Below are 19235 nucleotides of genomic sequence, written 5' to 3'. Positions count from 1 at the left end.
CAGGCGACCCCGTCGCATGCGCGCCGGGCGCGTGCAACGCGCCCGCGACTACACGCTCCACGTCACGGCAGCAACCGGTGGCAGCGATGCGTCAAGCGTTGACCACGCCTCCCCGGTGTCATCACTGATCCATACGCCGCCGGTGGTACTCGCCATTGCCAGCGTTCGCTCGCCGCCCGTCGCGGGCGCCAGTGCGAGTCCGTGGCGATACACCAGATGGTAGGCGTGGTGTTGCGGCAATCCGGAGCGGAACTGCTGCCAGGTCTGGCCGCCATCGTCGGTGCGGCAGACACACATCGCACCATCAATGGCGTAGCGGTTCGCGTCCGAAACTGCCGGCACCACCCAGGCGCGCAGCGGGTTTGCCGGGTCGGCAACAATCACAAAGCCGAAGTCACCCGGCATGGGCGCGGGCAGGCGTGTGAAGTTCACACCACCATCCACGCTGCGATAGACGCCGCAATGGTGTTGCGCCCAAATCACGTCGGGTTCTGCGGCACACGCGGAGATGCTGTGCACATCCTGCACATTCGGATCGAAGGCCAGGTCAGGCGGCGTGTAGGGTGCCTCCAGCCCCTTGCCGATCAGTTCCCACTTCGCACCGGCATCATGCGTGGTCCACACGCCACCGCAGGAAATCGCGACGGTGACATGGCGGCTGTCGCGCGGGTCAACACACACCGAGTGCATGCCCGGATAATCATTGCCGCCACCCATCCACGCGCGGCGCCGCTCGTCCAGCCAGAAACTCTCGCAAAGCTGCCAACTGGCACCGCCGTCTCCCGATCGGAACACAGCGGCTGGCATGCAGCCGGCCCACAACACGCCCGGTTCATTGGCTGCGCCCGGCGCCAGCGCCCAAACCAGCTCAACCGTCCAGGGCGTTTCGTCGTTCGCCCACGGACCATGCTCAGGTTTCCTGGGGAAGGCAGGCGCCGGAATTTCGGTCCAGCTTGCACCGCGGTCCAGGCTTTTCTGCAGCTTGACCCCGTAGTGGCCGTGGCGCAATGCGGCATACCAGGCCCCGTCGCGCGGATCGGCGAACACGCGGGTGACGGCGTCGCCCTGAAAGTGATGCCCGATCACCGTCCAGCCGCTGACTGGGGAGCGCTCAACAACGAAAACACCCTTGCGTGTAGCCAGCAACAAGGTCGCCATAGTCATCCCCCACTCAAGGCCTGAATTACCCAGACCGCGTCGCTATCGGTCAACGGTTGTGACAAGTCATTTCGCTTTGCAATCATCTCGTTGTTCACGAACACGGCGACATGCTTGCGCACCGCGCCCTGCTCATCCAGTACGTAGCGCTCGATCATCGGCGCAGCCATAAACGCCGTCCGCAGAACCGTATCCAGCGAACCCGCCGGCACTTGTTGTGGTGGGCAGGGAACGTGGCGCTGCAGTTGTGGCGCAAAGGTGACGAGCGGCATGTTGCGCAGTCTAGCGACCGCCGGTTGCGCGGGCAAGCTTGCGCCGGTTTCCGCATCAGCTACATCGCAGCTGACAACGCACGTTGCCGGCTGGCGAGCAGCGCGCCAAGCGCCAGCGCGATGGCCGAGAACACCAGTCCGCGTGACAACGCGGCGGCATGGTCGGCAGATGCGCTCAAGGTTGGTGACGACGAAGCGAATGCGTCCACAATCCAGCCAACAACAACCGGCCCAACGATCTGCCCCGCAGCAAACACGGTGGTGAACGCGGCAATACCCTCTGGCCAATCGACCGGTGCGAGGTTGTGTCGCACCAGCGCCGTGGTCGAGGCGACGACCGACAAGAACACCCCGCCAAACACGACCCCTGACAGCAGCAGCACCGGCCACTCCGACGACAACGCGGGCAGCACACAGGCCGCCGCCAGCAACGCGTTCAGCGTCGCCAGTGCACGGCCGCTGCGATGCCGATCAAGCAGACCAGCCCAGATGCGCGACGACGCCATGCAAGCGACGCCGAGCAGGCTGTAGAACACGGTTACCGCCACGGTGCTGGCACCCTGCTCGCGCAGCAGCGCAATCACAAACGTCATGTAGCCGATATAGCCAACGCCAAAGCACCCGTAACCTGCAAGCCCAAACGTGAGGTCACGGTAGCGAAAACCTCGCCCATGGCGCGCCACGGTGCTGCCCTGTGCGACGAGCGAGCGCAAAGCAGATACCGGTCGCACCAGTGCGAGCGTGGCCAATGCGCACAAGATCGCAAGCACCCACCACGCCCACGCCCAGGGGGCGTAGCCATGCCAGCGTTCGCCCGGTGCCGCACCGGCGAGCAGCACTGGTACCACCAGCGCCGAAAGCAGAATGCCGAAGCCGGAGCCGCCGTAGTAGATACCGAGCACCAGCCCGCTCTGCTGCGTCTGCCCGGCACTGCTGGCCCGCACCGCCAGCTTCGCGGCGAGCACACCACCGCTAACGAACACCAGCGCGCTTGCCGCGCCTGCCAGCGCGCGCTGCGTCAACAGCATCGTGCTGTCGGTGAAAAAACCGCTGGCGCCCATGAAAAAACTGGCAAGAGAAGCACCCACCAGCAGCACGCGTGCCGCATCCCAGCGGCGCATCAAGGCGGGAGTGCATAACGCACCGACAAAGTAGCCGAAGGCATTGGCGGTGTTCATGCTGCCCGCCAGCGTGTACGTCCACCCGAGATCGGCACGCATCGGCGGCAGCAGCAACCCGTACGCAAAGCGGGTGATACCCAGTGATACCGCAGCGGCGAGTGAAAGCAATATCGCCAGCGTTAGCGGCGATGCCTGCCGGGGCTCCATCCATTTCGCGCGGCCGACCGTGTCAGCCGCGCAGACTCCACAACAGGCGCACACCAAACGCTGTCATGATCGCGCCGGTGATGGCGGACAACACCGGTTTGGCGCGCAGGTAGGCTTGCTGCGCCGGTGCTGTCGAGAACAGCCAGGCGAGGCTCAGGTGATAGACCAGACCCATGCAGCCAACCATTGCTACCGCCGCCAGTCGAGTCGCCAGTGTCGCCTGCGGATCAAGGCTGACGACGGCGACGCTGGTCCAGAAGGCCATTGACTTCGGATTGGTGAGATTGGTCAATAGACCCCGGCGGTAGAACGTCGCCCGGCTGCTCGCAGCCGGGGGCGTGGCGGCCTCATCGGTCGCCGCCTGACGATCATCGCGATCCCTGCTGCGATCAGCCGGGCTACCCTGGTCGCGTTGGCGAATCGAGCCAAACAGCCCCCACGCCAGATACAGCAGGTAGACACCGCCGACGGCGCGCAGCGCGGTCTGCAGCGCCGGAGCCGCTTCGAAAATTTGCTGCACACCGAACACGGCCACCGCCACCCACATCACGGTACCCGTGGAAATGCCCAGCGCAACGCCCAGTGCCGCGCGACGAGAGGCAGACGCAGCGGTATGCGTCAGCAACAACAGATTGGGGCCGGGGATGATCAGCGCAGCCAGATAGAGCAGCGCCAGCGTGGTGAGAGTCGCTGCCATTGCGTTCTACGCCGCCGCGAAGCGGAACTCGCGCCCTGGCGCACTGGCGAGCAGGCGCCGGGTGTAGTCGTGCTTCGGCGCGAGGAACACGTCCCGGGTTAGGCCTTCTTCAACTACGATACCCGACTGCATCACCAGCACACGATCGCAGATTTGCGCGGCGACGCGCAGATCGTGGGTAATGAAGAGAATCGCGAGATTCAGTTTGCTCTGGATTTCTTCCAGCAGCTTCAACACCTGCGCCTGCACTGAGACGTCGAGCGCCGACACGGCCTCGTCGCAGATCAGCACTTCCGGGTCAAGCGCCAGCGCGCGCGCAATGCTGATGCGTTGCCGCTGGCCACCGGAGAATTCGTTGGGGTAGCGCGACAATACGTCTGGCGACAGGCGCACCAAGGTCATCAGCTCGCGCGCCCGCGCCATCGCCTGCTCGCGCGGCACGCCAAAATTGACCGGTCCTTCGATGATGGCCTCGCCTACGCGCTGACGCGGGTCAAGCGAACGATACGGATCCTGGAACACAATCTGGATGCGCTTGCGCGCCGCCTTGAGTGCTTCGTGTGAGCCGGCGTGCAGTTCGACGTCACGCAAGTGCACTTCGCCCTGACTGGGATCAATCAGCCGGGTGATACAGCGCGCCACCGTGCTTTTGCCGGACCCCGATTCGCCCACGATGCCGACCGTCTCACCGGGCCGCACATCAAAGCTGACCAGCGTCGCTGCGCGGGTCTCGCGACGCTTTTGCAGCCAGCCGCCACTTGAATAGGTCTTGCAGAGTTTGTGCACCGAAAGCGCGGGGGCATCGGCGAAATGGTGATGCAACACCGGCGGGTCAATCGGCGGCACTGCAGCGATCAGCATGCGCGTGTAGTCCTCCTGCGGCGACTGCAGCACATCATGCTTGGGGCCTGCTTCCACCTGCTTGCCCTGCTGCAAAACCACCACGCGGTCGGCAATTTCTGCCACCACACCCATGTCATGCGTGATGAACAACACCGCCGTGCCGCGTTCCTGCTGCAGTGTCTTGATCAGCGCAAGCACTTCGGCCTGGGTGGTCACGTCGAGCGCCGTCGTGGGCTCGTCGGCGATCAGCAGTTTGGGCTCCAGAATCAGCGCCATCGCGATCATGATGCGCTGCCGCTGCCCGCCCGAGAGCTGGTGCGGAAAGCTGGCGAAAATGCGCTCCGGCTCCGGCAGTTTCACGGCCTCGAACATGGCGAGCGTTTTGCTGCGCCGCTCGGCGGCGCTCAGCGACGTATGTTCGGCCAGCAATTCGTCCAGCTGGGCACCACAGGTCATCACCGGGTTCAGCGCCGTCATCGGCTCCTGGAAGATCATGGCGATTTCGTCGCCGCGCAACTCGCGCAGCTGCGCCGGAGTCAAGGCCAGCAGATTGGTATCGCCCAGGCGAATCTCGCCCGCGCTGACATGCACGTTGTCTGGCAGCAACCCCATCACCGCGAACGAGATCACCGATTTGCCGGAGCCTGATTCGCCGAGCAGACAAACGATCTCTCCGGCACCGACATCGAAGCTGATGTGCTCCACGGCCAGTTCACGGTCGGCGCCCGGTGGCAGGGCGACCGCGAGATCGCGGACGGAAAGGACCGCGGGGCGCGGATCGCTCATCGCTGCGCCCCCCGCTTGTTGAACTTCGGGTCAAGCGTGTCGCGCAGGCCATCGCCGAGCAGGTTCACAGCGAGCACGGTGAACGCGAGGAAGATGCCGGGGAACCACATGTTGTGTGGCGCGCTGGAGAACACCACGCGCGCCTCGGCCATGATGTTGCCCCAGGTCGGAATCTCGCTGGGCAAGCCAAGCCCGAGGAACGACAGGATAGCCTCCAGCAGAATGGCGGACGCGCAAACGTAGGTGCCCTGCACCACCATCGGTGCAATCGAATTTGGCAGCACATGGCGCAGCAGGATTTTCCAGGTCGGTGTGCCGATCGAAATCGCGGCTTCGATATAGGGCTCCTCGCGGATGGAGAGCACCAGCGAACGCACCAGCCGCGTTACGCGCGGAATCTCCGGCACCGCGATGGCGATGATCACGGTGGATAGCTGCGCCCCCCACGCCGCGACCAGCGCAATCGCGAGCAGGATGCCCGGGATCGCCATCAGGCCATCCATCACCCGCATCAGCACCGCGTCGACGCGGCGGAAATAGCCCGCCATCAGACCGAAGAAAGTACCAATGAGCAACGCCACCACCGCGACAGCGACGCCCACCACGAGGGAAATGCGCGTGCCATAGAGCACCCGGCTGTAGATGTCGCGGCCGAAACTGTCGGTACCCATCAAGAGCGTTCGCGGTGCGGTCTGATTGTCCGGCCCGGTCCAGTCAGCCTTCGTCATCGGGGGCTGGTTCATGTTGACGGCATCCAGCCACGCCGGGTCTACGGTTCCGAGCACCGGCGCCAGCGCCGCCAACGTCACCAGCACGGCGAGCACGATGGCACCGAAGCGCACGGCGCCATTACGAAGCACGCGTTGAATCGTCGCGTTCTTCATCAGTAGCGAATCCTCGGATCAAGGAACAGGTACGACAGATCCACCAGCAGATTGACCATCACGTACAGAAACGCAAAGAACAGGATCACTCCCTGGATGACCGGAAAGTCGCGCGCCAGCACGGCATCGACCGTGAGCGTGCCGAGGCCGGGAATCGAGTACACGCTTTCAGTCACCACCACACCACCGATCAGCAGCGCGATGCCGATACCGATTACGGTGACGATGGGTACCGCCGCATTGGCCAGCGCATGGCGCACCAGCACGCGCGCCTCGGGCAGCCCCTTGGCGCGGGCGGTGCGCACGTAGTCCTCCGTCAGTGCTTCAGCGACGCTGGCGCGAGTGACGCGGGCGATCAGCGCCACATAGACAATCGACAGCGTGATCGCCGGCAGCAGCAACTGGTGCAGCCACGGCCACAGCCCTTCGCGCAGTGGCCGATAGCCCTGCACCGGAAACCAGTCGAGCTTCAGCGCAAAGAAGTAGACCAACAGGTAACCGAGCACAAACACCGGAATCGAAAAGCCCAGCACCGAGAACCCCATCAGCGCGCGATCCAGCCAGCCGCCGTGGCGCCATGCCGCCAGCGTGCCAAGCGGCACCGCTACCAGCACCGTCAGCACGATGGTGAGGAAGGCGAGCGAGAGCGTCGGCTCCAGCCGTTCGGCGATCAGCGCAGTCACTTCCTTCTTGAAGAAGAACGACTGCCCGAGGTCGCCACTGACCAGCCCCTTCGCCCACAGCAGGAACTGGGTGAAAAAGCCACGGTCAAGTCCGAGTTCGGTGCGGATGCGCGCGATGTCCTCGTTGGTCGCCATGTTGCCGGCAATCACTGCGGCCGGGTCGCCGGGCACCAGCCGGATCAACGTGAAAACGATGACCGCCACGATCACCAGCACCGGAATCGTGGCAAGGATGCGCTTGACGAGAAATGCCCCCATAGCGGTCAACAATAGCCGAACTCGCCGGCACACCTGACGCGAAGATTTGTTTTGTCCGAAAATGCGAGCCTCGCTCCACATCGCCAACACCAGGCGCCTGCCATGACTGCACCGACCGCCGCCCCCGCCCTGCCTGCCACCATGCACTATGTCGACCACGGCAGCGGCGGCGCACCCACCTGCATGCAAATCGCGCAGGGGCCGCTGCCGGTGCCCGCCGACGACGAGGTGCTGATTCGCGTCGCTGCCGCCGGCATCAACCGGCCGGATGTATTGCAGCGCTCCGGAAAGTACCCGCCGCCCGCCGATGCGTCGCCGGTGATGGGACTGGAGGTGGCGGGCGAAATCGTTGCCGTCGGCGCCGCAGTGACTGGTTGGCATGTGGGCGACACCGTCTGCGCATTGACGCCCGGTGGTGGCTATGCCGAATACTGCAAGACGCCAGTCGCGCATTGCCTGCCGATCCCGCACGGGTTGTCGGTGGTCGAAGCGGCCGCGTTGCCTGAGACGTTTTTCACCGTCTGGGCCAACGTGTTCGACCGCGCGCGCCTGCAGGCAGGTGAAACGATCCTCATTCACGGCGGCTCCAGCGGCATCGGCTCCACGGCGATCCAGCTGGCACGCGCCTTCGGCGCCGGCAAGGTCATCGTCACCTGCGGTGATCAGAGCAAGATCGACTACGCCCTTGCGCTCGGCGCCCACGTTGGCATCAACTACAAAGCGCAGGATTTCGTTGCTGAAACCCGCGCCGCGACCGACGGACACGGCGCCGACGTGGTGCTCGACATGGTTGGCGCGCCTTACTTTCAGCAAAACCTCGCCGCCTGTGCCACCGACGGCCGCATCGCGCAGATCGCCTTTCAGCATGGCGCCAAAGCCGAGCTGAACATGCAGGAGCTGATGTTGCGTCGGCTCACCTGGACGGGCTCAACGCTGCGTGCACGGCCCAAGCAAGCCAAGGCCGCCATCGCCGCGGCACTCGCGCGAGACGTCTGGCCGCGTTTCACTGCCAACCCGGACGCACTACGCCCGCACATTCACGCCAAATTCGCGCTGTCGGCCGTCGTGCAAGCGCACCAAATGATGGAATCCGGCACCCATTTAGGGAAGATCGTACTGGTCATGCAGGCCTAGCGACTTTCGGCTGGAATGACGTCTGAATGGGGCGTCGGTCGCGATTGGGGCCGAAATCGACTTGCTAAAAAAACGGCGCTTAGCCCTCATCAGCGTTGAGTTCCGTGAAAAAGAAGAACCAGTTTCAATCTTTCGGCTGCGCACATGTCTGACGCGCTGCAATGGTGCGTTGGCGGCAAATTTCGGTGCAAAATCAATATGTTGCCGCAATGCAACATTACTCGCGCTTATGCCCCTTATGCGCACGGCAGTCAGCGATTTGCGGGTTCAGCGGTGCTTAAATCGTAGGCAGTTGTGTCCTTCCACCACACCGATACTCCAGAGGGTTGAGCCATGAAAAAAACAATCGTTGCTGCCGCCGTTGCCGCAGTGCTTTCCACCGGCGCATTTGCGCAGAACGTCGTGCTGTCGGGGCTGATTGATGCCTACGCCGGCTCGCTGCAGTATTCGGGCGACAAGCGCACCGGCGTCGTCAATTCAGGCGGCATGACCACCTCGTGGTGGGGCATGAGCGGCACCGAGGATCTGGGCGGCGGCCTCAAGGCCGAGTTCAAGATCGACGGCTTTTTCCGGGGCGACAATGGTGCGTTTGGCCGCTTCAACGGCAACGAGAACACCTTCAGCCGCGACGCCTGGATCGGCCTGACCGGCAACTTCGGCACCGTGCACTTCGGTCGCGATCTGGCGCCGAACTTCCTGCCCACCGTCATCTTCAATGCCTTCGGTGATTCGTTCTCGTTCTCGCCGATCGTGCTGCACGCCAACGTGCCTCTGTTCAACGGCACCGGCTGGGCAGCAGTCAATGCCGGTGACACCGGCTGGAGCAATCAGGTTCGCTACACCACGCCGAATTTTGGTGGTTTCACGGCAAACCTGCATTACCAGTTCGGCGAAGTCGCCGGCAATAGCAGCAACCGCAACGTCGGCGCCAACTTCCTGTACTTCCGCGGCCCGTTCGCGTTGGGCGGTTTCGTGCACAACGTTCGCACCAACAACCCGAACGCCGGTACGGTGGGCTCGGTCAACGTTGGCTTCTCGCAGCAGAAGGCCTGGATGCTGGCTGGCAAAGCGGCCGTCGGTCCGGTCAACCTCTACGCCAACTATGAGAAGGCGACCAACGACAACTACGCTGGCGCCGCTGGCAACGCAGAGAGCAAGACCTGGAGCCTGAGCGCCGACATGGCTGTTGGCCCCGGCAAGGTGCTGGCAGGTTATGCCGACACCAAGTGGACGACGACGCCCACCAGCGCCCGCAACGGCAGCAAGCGCGACACCTTCTCGCTGGGCTACGACTACAACTTCTCCAAGCGCACCGACGGCTACGTGGTCTACATGAACGACAAGATCACCAACTATGATCGGGGCAACTCGTTCGCGGTGGGTATCCGTCACCGCTTCTGATCGAGCACCGGTACGGACCAGAAACGGCGCCTTCGGGCGCCGTTCTGTTTTGAGCTAAGGCTTGGCCAGTGAGATAAAAAAAGCAGCCCTGCGGCTGCTTTTTAGCTTTGAAGGCCAGCGCGCCCGCCGCAGCGCGGCGCAGTGGCGCCGTGCGCGATGGCCATGATGCCCGACCGTAGTCGGGACACACAACGGTTAGTTGCGGGTGCGGTCGACGAGTTTGTTCGCTTTGATCCAGGGCACTTTGAAGCGTGAAAAAAAGCAGCCCTGCGGCTGCTTTTTAGCTTCGGAGGCCGGTGCGCATACTTGCGCATCGGCCATGATGCCCTACCTTGGCGGGGACACGCAATGGTTAATTACGCGTACGGTCAACCAACTTGTTCGCTTTGATCCAAGGCATCATCGAACGCAGCTTCTCGCCCACCACTTCGATGTCATGCTCGGCCATGTTGCGACGGCGGGCAGTCATTGACGGGTAGCCGGTGCGCCCTTCGAGGATGAACATCTTGGCGTAGTCACCGTTCTGGATGCGCTTGAGCGCATTCTTCATCGCGGCGCGCGACTGCTCGTTGATCACTTCGGGGCCGGTCACGTACTCACCGAACTCGGCGTTGTTCGAGATCGAGTAATTCATGTTGGCGATGCCGCCTTCGTACATGAGGTCAACGATCAGTTTCAGCTCGTGCAGGCACTCGAAGTAGGCCATCTCGGGCGCGTAGCCAGCCTCGACCAGCGTTTCAAAGCCCATCTTCACCAGCTCAACGGCGCCGCCGCAAAGGACAGCCTGCTCGCCGAAAAGATCGGTTTCGGTCTCTTCCTTGAAGTTGGTCTCGATAATGCCGGCCTTGCCGCCACCGTTGGCCGCAGCGTAGGAGAGTGCGAGGTCACGGGCCTTCTTGCTCTTGTTCTGATGCACGGCCACCAGATGCGGCACGCCACCGCCCTGCGTGTAGGTCGAGCGCACGGTGTGTCCCGGCGCCTTCGGTGCAACCATCCATACGTCGAGATCGTCGCGCGGCACAACCTGGTTGTAATGCACGTTGAAGCCGTGCGCGAAGGCGAGCGAAGCGCCCTTCTTGATGTTCGGCTCGATGTCATTGACGTAGACCGAGGCGATCTGTTCGTCCGGCAGCAGCACCATCACCACATCGGCGCTCTTGACGGCCTCTGCCACTTCGGCAACCTTGAGGCCCGCCTTCTTGACCTTGTCCCAGCTCGGGCCGCCCTTGCGGACACCGACCGTGACCTTGACACCACTGTCGTTCAGGTTCTGCGCATGCGCATGGCCCTGCGAGCCGTAACCCACGATGGTGACTTTCTTGCCCTTGATCAGGCTCAGGTCACAGTCTTTGTCGTAATAAACCTTCATGTTCTTCCTTTGTGTTTCGCTAAATATGAATCGGGAATCAGTTACGGAAGAGGACGAATGACCAATGACGAACGACGCAAAGCTGCACAAACATGGCAACCAAGGTCTTCGTCACTCGTCATTCGTCTTTCGTCCTTAGCGGCAACGCCGCGCTAAATTTTCAGGATCCGTTCGCCACGTCCGATTCCCGAAGCACCGGTGCGTACCGTTTCCAGAATCACGCCTGGCTCGATGGCGGCGATGAATGCGTCGAGTTTGTCGCTGTCGCCGGTGAGCTCCACCGTGTAACTTTTGTCGGTGACGTCCAAAATGCGGCCACGGAAGATGTCCGCCATGCGCTTCATTTCGTCACGGTCCTTGCCGGCGGCGCGGACTTTCACCAGCATCAGCTCGCGCTCGATGTGGTTGCCGTCGGTCAGGTCGACTACCTTGATGACCTCGATCAGCTTGTTCAACTGTTTGGTGATCTGCTCGATGACATCGTCGGAGCCATGCGTCACGATGGTCATGCGGCTCATCGTGGTGTCTTCGGTGGTGGATACCGACAACGAGTCGATGTTGTAACCACGCGCCGAGAACAGGCCGACTACGCGCGACAGCGCGCCCGGTTCGTTCTCGATCAGGATGGAGAGGATGTGGCGCATCTTAGAGCTCCTCCGCGAGGATCATTTCGGTGAGGCCCTTGCCGCCCGGCACCATCGGGAACACGTTCTCGGTTTCGTCGGTGATGAAGTCCATGAACACCAGACGGTCCTTGAGCTTGATGGCTTCCTTGAGGGCGCCTTCGACGTCACCCGCCTTCTCGATCTTCATGCCGACGTGGCCATAGGCCTCGGCGAGCTTGACGAAATCAGGCAGCGCATCCATGTAGCTCTCGGCGTAACGGTTACCGTAGAAGAACTCCTGCCACTGCCGCACCATGCCGAGCGAGCGGTTGTTCAGGTTGATGATCTTCATCGGGATGTGATACTGCTTGCAGGTCGAGAGCTCCTGAATGCACATCTGCACGCTGCCCTCGCCGGTGATGCAGGCGACCGTCGCGTCCGGGTTCGCCAGTTGCGCGCCCATCGCATAAGGAATGCCCACGCCCATCGTTCCCAGTCCGCCAGAATTGATCCAGCGGCGCGGCTTGTTGAACGGGTAATACTGCGCGGCCCACATCTGGTGCTGGCCGACGTCACTGGTGATGATGGCGTCGCCGCCCGTCGCCTTCCAGAGCGCCTGCACGACGGCCTGCGGCTTGATCTTGCCATCGGGCTTCGCCGGCTTGAACGCCAGGCAGTTCTTGCCTTGCCATTCCTTGATGCGGGTCCACCAAGTCTTCAGCGCAGCGGCATCGGGCCGCTTGTCGGTGGCTTGCAGTTGCGCCAGCATTTCATCGAGCACGTCCCTGACGTAGCCCACGATTGGCACGTCAACCTTGACGCGCTTGGAGATGGACGACGGGTCGATGTCGATATGGATGATCTTGCGGCCGTCGCGGAAGAAGTGGCCCGGATTGCCGATCACGCGGTCGTCAAAGCGGGCGCCAACGGCGAGCAGCACGTCGCAGTCCTGCATCGCCTGATTGGCTTCGTAGGTGCCGTGCATGCCCGGCATGCCGAGCGATTGCGGGTCGCTCGCCGGGAAACCACCCAGGCCCATCAGCGTATTGGTGACTGGAGCGCCGAGCAGACGAACCAGCTTGGTCAGCTGCGGCGCGGCATCGTTCAGCACCACGCCGCCGCCGGCGTAGATCATCGGGCGCTTGGCGTCGAGCAGCAACTGCACGGCCTTCTTGATTTGGCCGCTATGCCCCTTGCCGGTGGGGTTGTAGCTGCGCATGACCACTTCTTTCGGGTACTCGAACTTGCAGCTGTTCATGGTCACATCCTTCGGGATGTCGACCAGCACCGGGCCGGGGCGACCGGTGGAGGCGATGAAGAAGGCCTTCTTCATCGTTGAGGCCAGGTCCTTGACGTCCTTGACCAGGAAGTTGTGCTTCACACAGGGGCGGGTGATGCCGACCGTGTCGCATTCCTGAAAAGCGTCCTGACCGATCGCGTGCGTCGGCACCTGGCCGCTGATGATCACCATCGGGATCGAGTCCATGTACGCCGTGGCGATGCCGGTGACCGCGTTGGTCACGCCGGGGCCGCTGGTGACGAGGCAGACGCCGATCCGCTGCGACGAGCGCGAATACGCATCCGCCGCATGTACGGCCGCCTGCTCATGCCGGACCAGCACGTGCTTGAACGAATCCTGTTTGAAAATTTCGTCGTAGATATTGAGCACGGCGCCGCCGGGATAGCCGAACACAAAGTCGACCTTTTCTTCCGCGAGGCAGCGAACGACGATTTCTGCGCCCGTCAACGTCTGTTGACCGTGAGCATTCGGAGTCTGTGACATCTTCTTCCTCAAGAGTTTGGTGATGCCGCGCGTCGCTGGGTGATGACGCAGGGCCCCTGAGGGCAATTCAAAACTGGGTAACCACGGCCTCGCGCACGCTCTGCACAATCGGGAAAACCTGTGGCTTGTGGCCGGTTCCCCAACTGTGTGCCCTCGACTTGCTGCAAAAACAGACAAATCAAAGCGCCACGGTGTCCGAACTAACAAGTATACGGAAATTTGCTGCGTTGCGGTAAACCGCTGCGTTCCAGGCCTCAAGCAGCCTGCTGACCGCTTGCTGGCGAACGCCGACTGACCAGATAAATGCCGGGGAGAATGAGACCAAGCCCCACGACATGGTGCATTGCAATGGCCTCGCCAAGCACCAGCCAGGCAATCACGGCGGCATAAATCGGCCCCAGGTACTGCACCACGCTCACTTTCGCGGCGCCGAGCTCGCGCTGCATGACCGAAAAGGCCAGGTAGGCGCCGTAGCCCGGAAATAGCGCCGCCGCGACGCTCAGCCCAAAGCCGGTCAAGGTGGGCATCGCCTGCGCGCCGGTCAACGCCTCAAACAGTGCAAACGGCAGCAGCACCACGCAGCCAGCCAGCGCAATCACCGCGAGTCGCGGGCTCACCGCCAGCGGGCTCTGCCAGCGCTTCAGCAATAACGAATAGGCTGTCCACGCCAGTGAAGCGCCGACGATCCAGAGGTCGCCCACCACGAACTGGACGTCCGCAAGGTGCATCCACTGCCCCTTGAGCACTACGTGCAACACACCGGCGAACGCGAGCAGCACGCCGACCGCCTGCAGCCAGGTCACGCGCTCCTTCAGCCACAATGCTGACGCCACAAATATCAGCACCGGCGCCATGCTGTAAATCAGCGCGATGTTGGTCGCCGTCGTCGTGCGCCCGCCGATGTAAACCCAGGCGCCGCAAATCCACACGCCCAGCGCGCCGAGCACCAGATAGTGCCTCCAGTCGCGCAGGATTTCGGCGCGCGCTGCCCGGATTGCCCGCCAGTGCCCCAGCCCAAACAGAAAACTGGCCAGCAGCCAGCGGATCAGCGCCAGCGTATGCGGCTCCACCTGGCCCGGCGCCGTGCGCGCCACCAGATAGTTCACCGACCACAAGGCTGGAGCGATGAACAGCAACGCAAGCGCGAATTGATATTTCGAAAGACCGGACATGGCTACCACTCAATGCGGCGACGACAAACGCAGTCGTCGCTGCGAGGCTATCGCAATTGGGCATTGCGCCTGTCTGTTCGAACCGATCGTCGAAGGCTGGAAGGTCTTCGCGACGTAATCCATGTCCGGCTCACGGCCGAAGTCCTGAGTGGAGGCTCGCTGTTCGACGGCTTGCTTCGCTGGAAATAATTGATCGCTTGTCGACGCCACTTCTGACCAAACCACCTAAAGCGGATCTGCGACCGCTCCTAGAATCATTGCCAAACCACCGATACCGCCTGGCGGCCAACAGGAGCACCTAATGCGTGAATACCTCAAGTTCTACATCGACGGCGCCTGGGTCGATCCGGTAACGCCGAAAACATTTGATGTGATCAACCCGGCCACCGAGGCGGTCGCCGGACACATTTCGCTGGGTTCTGCAGCAGACGTGGATCGCGCGGTAAAGGCGGCGCGGCGGGCTTTCGAGACCTATTCGCAAACCAGCGTTGATCAGCGCGTGGCGCTGCTTGAGCGCATCATCACCGAATACCAGAAGCGCTACGCCGACATGGCCGCTGCCATCACCGACGAGATGGGTGCCCCGGTCGCACTGGCGCAGAAGGCGCAGGCCGCGATGGGCCAGGCGCATCTGCAGACCGCGCTGTCGGTGCTGAAGCACTATCACTTCGAGGAACAACGCGGCAGCACGCTGATCCGCAAGGAGCCGATTGGCGTTTGCGGCCTGATCACGCCGTGGAACTGGCCAGTGAACCAGATTGCCTGTAAGGTGGCGCCAGCGCTCGCCACTGGCTGCACGATGGTGCTCAAGCCCTCCGAGATCGCGCCATTCTCGGCGCAGGTCTGGACCGAAATCCTGCACGCGGCAGGCGTACCGGCGGGGGTGTTCAATCTGGTCAACGGCGACGGGCTGACCGTCGGCGCCGCCATATCCAGCCATCCCGGTGTGGACATGGTGTCGTTCACCGGCTCCACCGGTGCCGGGATCGAAGTCGCCCGCAACGCGGCGCCATCGGTGAAGCGCGTGCATCAGGAGCTGGGCGGTAAATCGCCAAACCTGATCCTGCCCGATGCCGACATCAAGCGCGCCGTTACCAATGGCGTGCGCGGCGTGATGACCAACTCCGGCCAGTCCTGCAACGCGCCCACGCGCATGCTGGTGCCCAACGCGCGGATGGACGAAGCAATCGCTGTGGCCAAGGCTGCCGCTGAAGGCACCACCGTCGGCGCGCCCGACAGCGGCGCAACCATCGGCCCGGTCATCTCGAAGCGGCAGTGGGACAAGATACAGGGGCTGATCAACAAGGGCATCGAGGAAGGCGCGACGGTCGTTGCTGGCGGCCCCGGCAAACCGGACGGGCTGGCCACCGGCTACTACGTGAAGCCCACGGTGCTGGCCAATGTCAGCAACGACAAGACGGTCGCCCGCGAGGAAATTTTCGGCCCGGTGCTGGTGATGATCGGTTACGACACGGTGGACGAAGCGGTGCAGATCGCCAACGACACACCGTATGGGTTGGCGGCCTACGTCTCGGGCACCGACGTGGACGCAACGCGCAAGGTCGCCGCCCGCCTGCGTGCCGGGCAGGTCAACATCAACGGTGCCGCGCCGGACTTCATGGCGCCGTTCGGTGGCTACAAGCAATCGGGCAACGGCCGCGAATGGGGCGACCATGCGTTTGCCGAGTTCCTGGAAGTGAAAGCGATGCTGGGGTTTGCGCCGAAGCCGGCAGCGACCTAGGTTTGGTAGCTGCGCAGCATGCTCCACACACTGAGTCTGCCGAAGCCCGTTTAATTATTTCGAGGCCACACGCATAGGAATTCTCGGGGTTTTGCAGGTCCGGTAGTTTGCACAACCCCAAAACGGCGATCCGTCACTGCGACGTTGGCGGTAAATCATTTTCACGCCGCAATTCACGCAAGTGGGGCACCAGTAGTCGCCTTCCAGTGCTACTGCCAGAAGTTCCGCCTGTTGTTGAGCAGTGCGTTTAGCGATGACGTCGAGTAGGCGTGTCACGTCTAGCAGATTCACTCGCGCGCTTTGTGCAAACGCAATCGCGTCGTCGGTGAAGGTCGTCGTCGCAGCGAAGTGCCCTCGTTCGATTCCACGTGCAGCCATCACCCCCTTCAATTCTCGTATCTTGTCGACTCCGATTCGCTTGCCTTGCCAATGCTTGCACTGTACCGCGCCCACTGGAGTCCGGGGGTGCTGATGGGTGTACAGCCACACGTCCACGCCGCCGTCGGCGCCATGTGATTGCGAGCGGGTGACAAATCCAGCCTGCTGGAACATCCGCTCGACCACTGCTTCAAAGCGACGCCACTCGATCACGTCGAAGACCGTTTCGCTCCAGCGCTCGGGTCTCGCGGGTGGTTTGACCCCGGCCACAGGTGACGCGACGGCCGCCGCATTCGCCTTACCGCCACCGGTGAGCTCCCCGCGCGACCGGGTATCACTGCTGGTTGGAGTTCGCAGATAAACCGTCGGCGGAGCTGGCTGTACGGCAACCGGCGCGCGGTGTCCACGACGCTCCAGCGCGAGCCCGGCCACCAGCGCAAGGGCACCGGCCGCCGCAATGGGCCAGCCAAGCGCCGGCAAACCTGCAAAGGCGGCACCAATTGCGCTGTCGCGCATGGCGGCTGGCAACACCAGACAAGTGACACCCAGTACCAGCAGCGAGGCGCCCGCCTGCCTGATTTTTCTGGCCTGCCGGTTGGTCTTTGGCTTTCTTCTGGCCACCCGATACTCCCTCGAATTTACAAATGATAATTCGAGAAACTGTCACCTGGATCTGTTTGATGGCGATGCGTGGTCTGGCTTATTGGCTTTTCGCTGAAGTGCCCATTCAATAAGGGCTAAAGCATCAAAAGCGATGGAAATCGACTTTCTGCATTTTCTCGGCTCAAGCCCTTTTCTAATGGGCATTTCACTAAAAAGCTAATGGCGATTCGGGGCACAAAAAAGCCAGCGCGAGGCTGGCTTTTTTGCGTAATGTGGCGCGGCTGGCAGGAATTGAACCCACGACCCCTTGGTTCGTAGCCAATACAACAAATGGAAATTTCATAGGGGGAAATTCTCTAAGACCACCGTATTTACTGGCTTATAGCCCGTTACAACATCTCAACGTTGTCCATACGAGTCTTCACTAGTCTATAAACATCCAGTAGAATTAGGTATCTCGCGAGGTATCTCAATGGACATTTCGACGGAAACAGGCGATGTAGTGGACGGCGCACAGCCAGTGACGCGCAACCGGTCGCTGGAGCGGCTTTCGTCCCCGGAGCTGGTCGCAGCTATCGCGAAAAAGCCAGCCAAAGCCATCCACGACGGCGGGGGGTTGTTCCTTCGCCCGTTTAAGTCTGGTAGCTGGTTTTGGTATCTCAGGGCAACGTCGCCCGTTACCGGCAAGCGCGTATGGGTGACGATCAAGCAAGGCGGCGCCCCTTACCCTCAAGTCTCCCTGTCTGATGCCAGAAAGGCCGCGCGGCAACTTCGGGACCAGTTCGCCGACGGCATGGACGCCACTCTCGCCCGCAAGCAAAAGGCAGCAGCCCAACGCGCAGAGGTCGCGGCACTGGCGGAGGCAGAACGCCGGGCGGTTAGTTTCCGTCAAGTCTTCGACCAATGGCGGGCGACCGACCTTCAACCGCGTAAGCGCACGGACGGCAAAAGGATCGGCAGGAAAGACGGCGGGCAGTTCATCGCCGATCAATTCACCCGGTACGTGTTCCCGAAGATCGGGGCCATGCCATTCGCCCTTGTCCGTCGCTCGGACATCCTCGCCATCCTCGACGAACTCAAAAGCGCCGGAAAGCTAAGGACGGCAAATGTCATGCTTGCCGACCTCAAGCAACTCTTTCGCTTCGCGGTTGACCGGGAAGTCGTCGATGTCAGCCCGATTGAACGGATCAAGAAGGAGAAAGTCGGCGGCAAGGATGTCGAACGCGACCGCAGGCTTTCGCGCGACGAAATCGCAATGCTGCCGGGAAAGATCGCCAGCGCGAACCTGTCGCCCCGTACCGCATTGGGCATCTGGATCATTCTTGCCACGGGTGTGCGGGTAGGCGAACTCACCGGCGCCGTATGGCCTGACCACAAGACCGACAGCAAAGCTTTGCGGGTTGTCGCGGAAGCCGAAGACGTGAAATTCGGCACGGTGAACTTCATGACGCGCGAATGGTTCATCCCTGACACCAAGAACCAGCGCGAGCACACCATTCACCTGAGCGACTTTGCCCTAGAGAAATTCAAGGCACTCGCGGAGTTGAAGGCGCACGACGACTGGATATTCCCGGACAGCACCGGCAACAAGCCCGTCTGCGTGAAGAGCTTCGGCAAACAACTCTCCGACCGGCAACGGGAAGCGCCACCGATGAAGAACCGAAGCAAGGCCGCTGACGCGCTCGCAATGCCGGGTGGCAAATGGACTGCCCACGATCTACGGCGAACGGCCGCGTCACTCATGGCATCGCTCGGCGTAAGCAGCGACGTAATCAACGAGTGCCTGAATCACAAGCTGCTTGATCGCATGAGTCGTGTCTACATCCATGACCGCCGCGAGACGGATCAGGTCATCGCATTCGACAAGCTCGGCGCAGAGTTGAAGCGGATCGAGTCAGGAGAAACAACCGGGCAGGTAATCACGCTGCCGCAATTCAAGAGAACGGCATAGAAAACCGCGAAGCCCTGACGCGGATCATTCAGGGCAAAGGCGACGGAAATCAGCGCAGGAACGCTGCAATCCGTCTGACCACTATGAAAGGGCACCTTTCACCATGGCCAACAAAATGGTCGCTCGAGAACACTTGAACAGCAGCGCGCGCGATGTTGCTTGAAAGGGCGAGACAGTGCAGATAGCTTT

At 62.1% G+C, this 19235-nt stretch carries 17 protein-coding genes; 4 read left to right on the top strand and 13 right to left on the bottom strand.

All coding sequences use genetic code 11. The features are described 5' to 3' along the window. Positions 1-48: 48 nt before the first annotated feature. From FKL89_RS06615 to FKL89_RS06585, 7 genes are read right to left on the bottom strand one after another with little or no spacing between them, the layout of a single operon-like run. Positions 49-1158 carry a WD40/YVTN/BNR-like repeat-containing protein gene (locus FKL89_RS06615; protein ID WP_156862008.1) on the bottom strand — a complete coding sequence of 370 codons (1110 nt, stop codon included), beginning with the start codon at positions 1156-1158 and terminating at the stop codon, positions 49-51. Positions 1159-1160: 2 nt separating this feature from the next. Beyond that, positions 1161-1430: a MoaD/ThiS family protein gene (locus FKL89_RS06610; protein ID WP_156862007.1), complete on the bottom strand. Its 270-nt coding sequence runs from the start codon at positions 1428-1430 to the stop codon at positions 1161-1163. A 59-nt stretch (positions 1431-1489) separates the two neighbouring features. Then, on the bottom strand, positions 1490-2758 hold the full coding sequence (locus tag FKL89_RS06605; RefSeq protein WP_156862006.1) for a YbfB/YjiJ family MFS transporter: 1269 nt from the start codon (positions 2756-2758) through the stop codon (positions 1490-1492). Positions 2759-2780: 22 nt separating this feature from the next. Continuing rightward, a complete protein-coding gene (locus tag FKL89_RS06600; RefSeq protein WP_156862005.1) occupies positions 2781-3455 on the bottom strand; it encodes a LysE family translocator in 675 nt (224 codons plus the stop codon). Between the two features lie 6 nt (positions 3456-3461). Then, positions 3462-5084, bottom strand: a complete 1623-nt coding sequence (locus FKL89_RS06595) for an ABC transporter ATP-binding protein (protein ID WP_156862004.1) — start codon at positions 5082-5084, stop codon at positions 3462-3464. Further along, positions 5081-5968: an ABC transporter permease gene (locus FKL89_RS06590; RefSeq protein ID WP_156862003.1), complete on the bottom strand. Its 888-nt coding sequence runs from the start codon at positions 5966-5968 to the stop codon at positions 5081-5083. The genes FKL89_RS06595 and FKL89_RS06590 overlap by 4 nt, the downstream gene beginning before the upstream one ends. Continuing rightward, positions 5968-6909 carry an ABC transporter permease gene (locus tag FKL89_RS06585; RefSeq protein WP_156862002.1) on the bottom strand — a complete coding sequence of 314 codons (942 nt, stop codon included), beginning with the start codon at positions 6907-6909 and terminating at the stop codon, positions 5968-5970. The genes FKL89_RS06590 and FKL89_RS06585 overlap by 1 nt, the downstream gene beginning before the upstream one ends. 102 nt (positions 6910-7011) lie before the next feature. Here FKL89_RS06585 and FKL89_RS06580 point away from each other — a divergent pair, with 102 nt between their 5' ends. Then, positions 7012-8043 carry an NAD(P)H-quinone oxidoreductase gene (locus FKL89_RS06580; RefSeq protein ID WP_156862001.1) on the top strand — a complete coding sequence of 344 codons (1032 nt, stop codon included), beginning with the start codon at positions 7012-7014 and terminating at the stop codon, positions 8041-8043. 333 nt (positions 8044-8376) lie between these two features. After that, a complete protein-coding gene (locus FKL89_RS06575) occupies positions 8377-9444 on the top strand; it encodes a porin (RefSeq protein WP_156862000.1) in 1068 nt (355 codons plus the stop codon). Between the two features lie 195 nt (positions 9445-9639). Here FKL89_RS06575 and FKL89_RS20460 read toward each other — a convergent pair whose 3' ends face one another. The 5 genes from FKL89_RS20460 to FKL89_RS06555 form a co-directional block, all read right to left on the bottom strand. Next, on the bottom strand, positions 9640-9765 hold the full coding sequence (locus FKL89_RS20460; protein WP_272953734.1) for a hypothetical protein: 126 nt from the start codon (positions 9763-9765) through the stop codon (positions 9640-9642). A gap of 31 nt (positions 9766-9796) precedes the next feature. Continuing rightward, the gene (gene ilvC, locus FKL89_RS06570; RefSeq protein WP_156861999.1) at positions 9797-10813 is read right to left on the bottom strand and encodes a ketol-acid reductoisomerase; all 1017 of its coding nucleotides are present in this window, start codon (positions 10811-10813) and stop codon (positions 9797-9799) included. A 152-nt stretch (positions 10814-10965) separates the two neighbouring features. Continuing rightward, complete coding sequence (gene ilvN, locus FKL89_RS06565; protein ID WP_156861998.1) at positions 10966-11457, bottom strand: acetolactate synthase small subunit; 492 nt, start codon at positions 11455-11457, stop codon at positions 10966-10968. Position 11458: 1 nt separating this feature from the next. Next, the gene (locus tag FKL89_RS06560) at positions 11459-13201 is read right to left on the bottom strand and encodes an acetolactate synthase 3 catalytic subunit (RefSeq protein WP_156861997.1); all 1743 of its coding nucleotides are present in this window, start codon (positions 13199-13201) and stop codon (positions 11459-11461) included. Positions 13202-13455: 254 nt separating this feature from the next. After that, a complete protein-coding gene (locus tag FKL89_RS06555; RefSeq protein WP_156861996.1) occupies positions 13456-14373 on the bottom strand; it encodes a DMT family transporter in 918 nt (305 codons plus the stop codon). A 301-nt stretch (positions 14374-14674) separates the two neighbouring features. Here FKL89_RS06555 and FKL89_RS06550 point away from each other — a divergent pair, with 301 nt between their 5' ends. Further along, positions 14675-16114 carry an aldehyde dehydrogenase family protein gene (locus FKL89_RS06550; RefSeq protein WP_156861995.1) on the top strand — a complete coding sequence of 480 codons (1440 nt, stop codon included), beginning with the start codon at positions 14675-14677 and terminating at the stop codon, positions 16112-16114. A 54-nt stretch (positions 16115-16168) separates the two neighbouring features. On the opposite strand, the gene FKL89_RS06545 is transcribed toward FKL89_RS06550, so the two are convergent. Next, positions 16169-17023 carry a restriction endonuclease gene (locus tag FKL89_RS06545; RefSeq protein ID WP_156861994.1) on the bottom strand — a complete coding sequence of 285 codons (855 nt, stop codon included), beginning with the start codon at positions 17021-17023 and terminating at the stop codon, positions 16169-16171. A 544-nt stretch (positions 17024-17567) separates the two neighbouring features. Here FKL89_RS06545 and FKL89_RS06540 point away from each other — a divergent pair. Next, positions 17568-19046: a tyrosine-type recombinase/integrase gene (locus FKL89_RS06540; RefSeq protein ID WP_156861993.1), complete on the top strand. Its 1479-nt coding sequence runs from the start codon at positions 17568-17570 to the stop codon at positions 19044-19046. Positions 19047-19235: the final 189 nt, after the last annotated feature.

It is taken from the genome of Casimicrobium huifangae (assembly GCF_009746125.1).
In the GTDB taxonomy this organism is placed as follows: domain Bacteria; phylum Pseudomonadota; class Gammaproteobacteria; order Burkholderiales; family Casimicrobiaceae; genus Casimicrobium; species Casimicrobium huifangae.
This window is presented reverse-complemented; position numbering and strand designations above follow the sequence as displayed.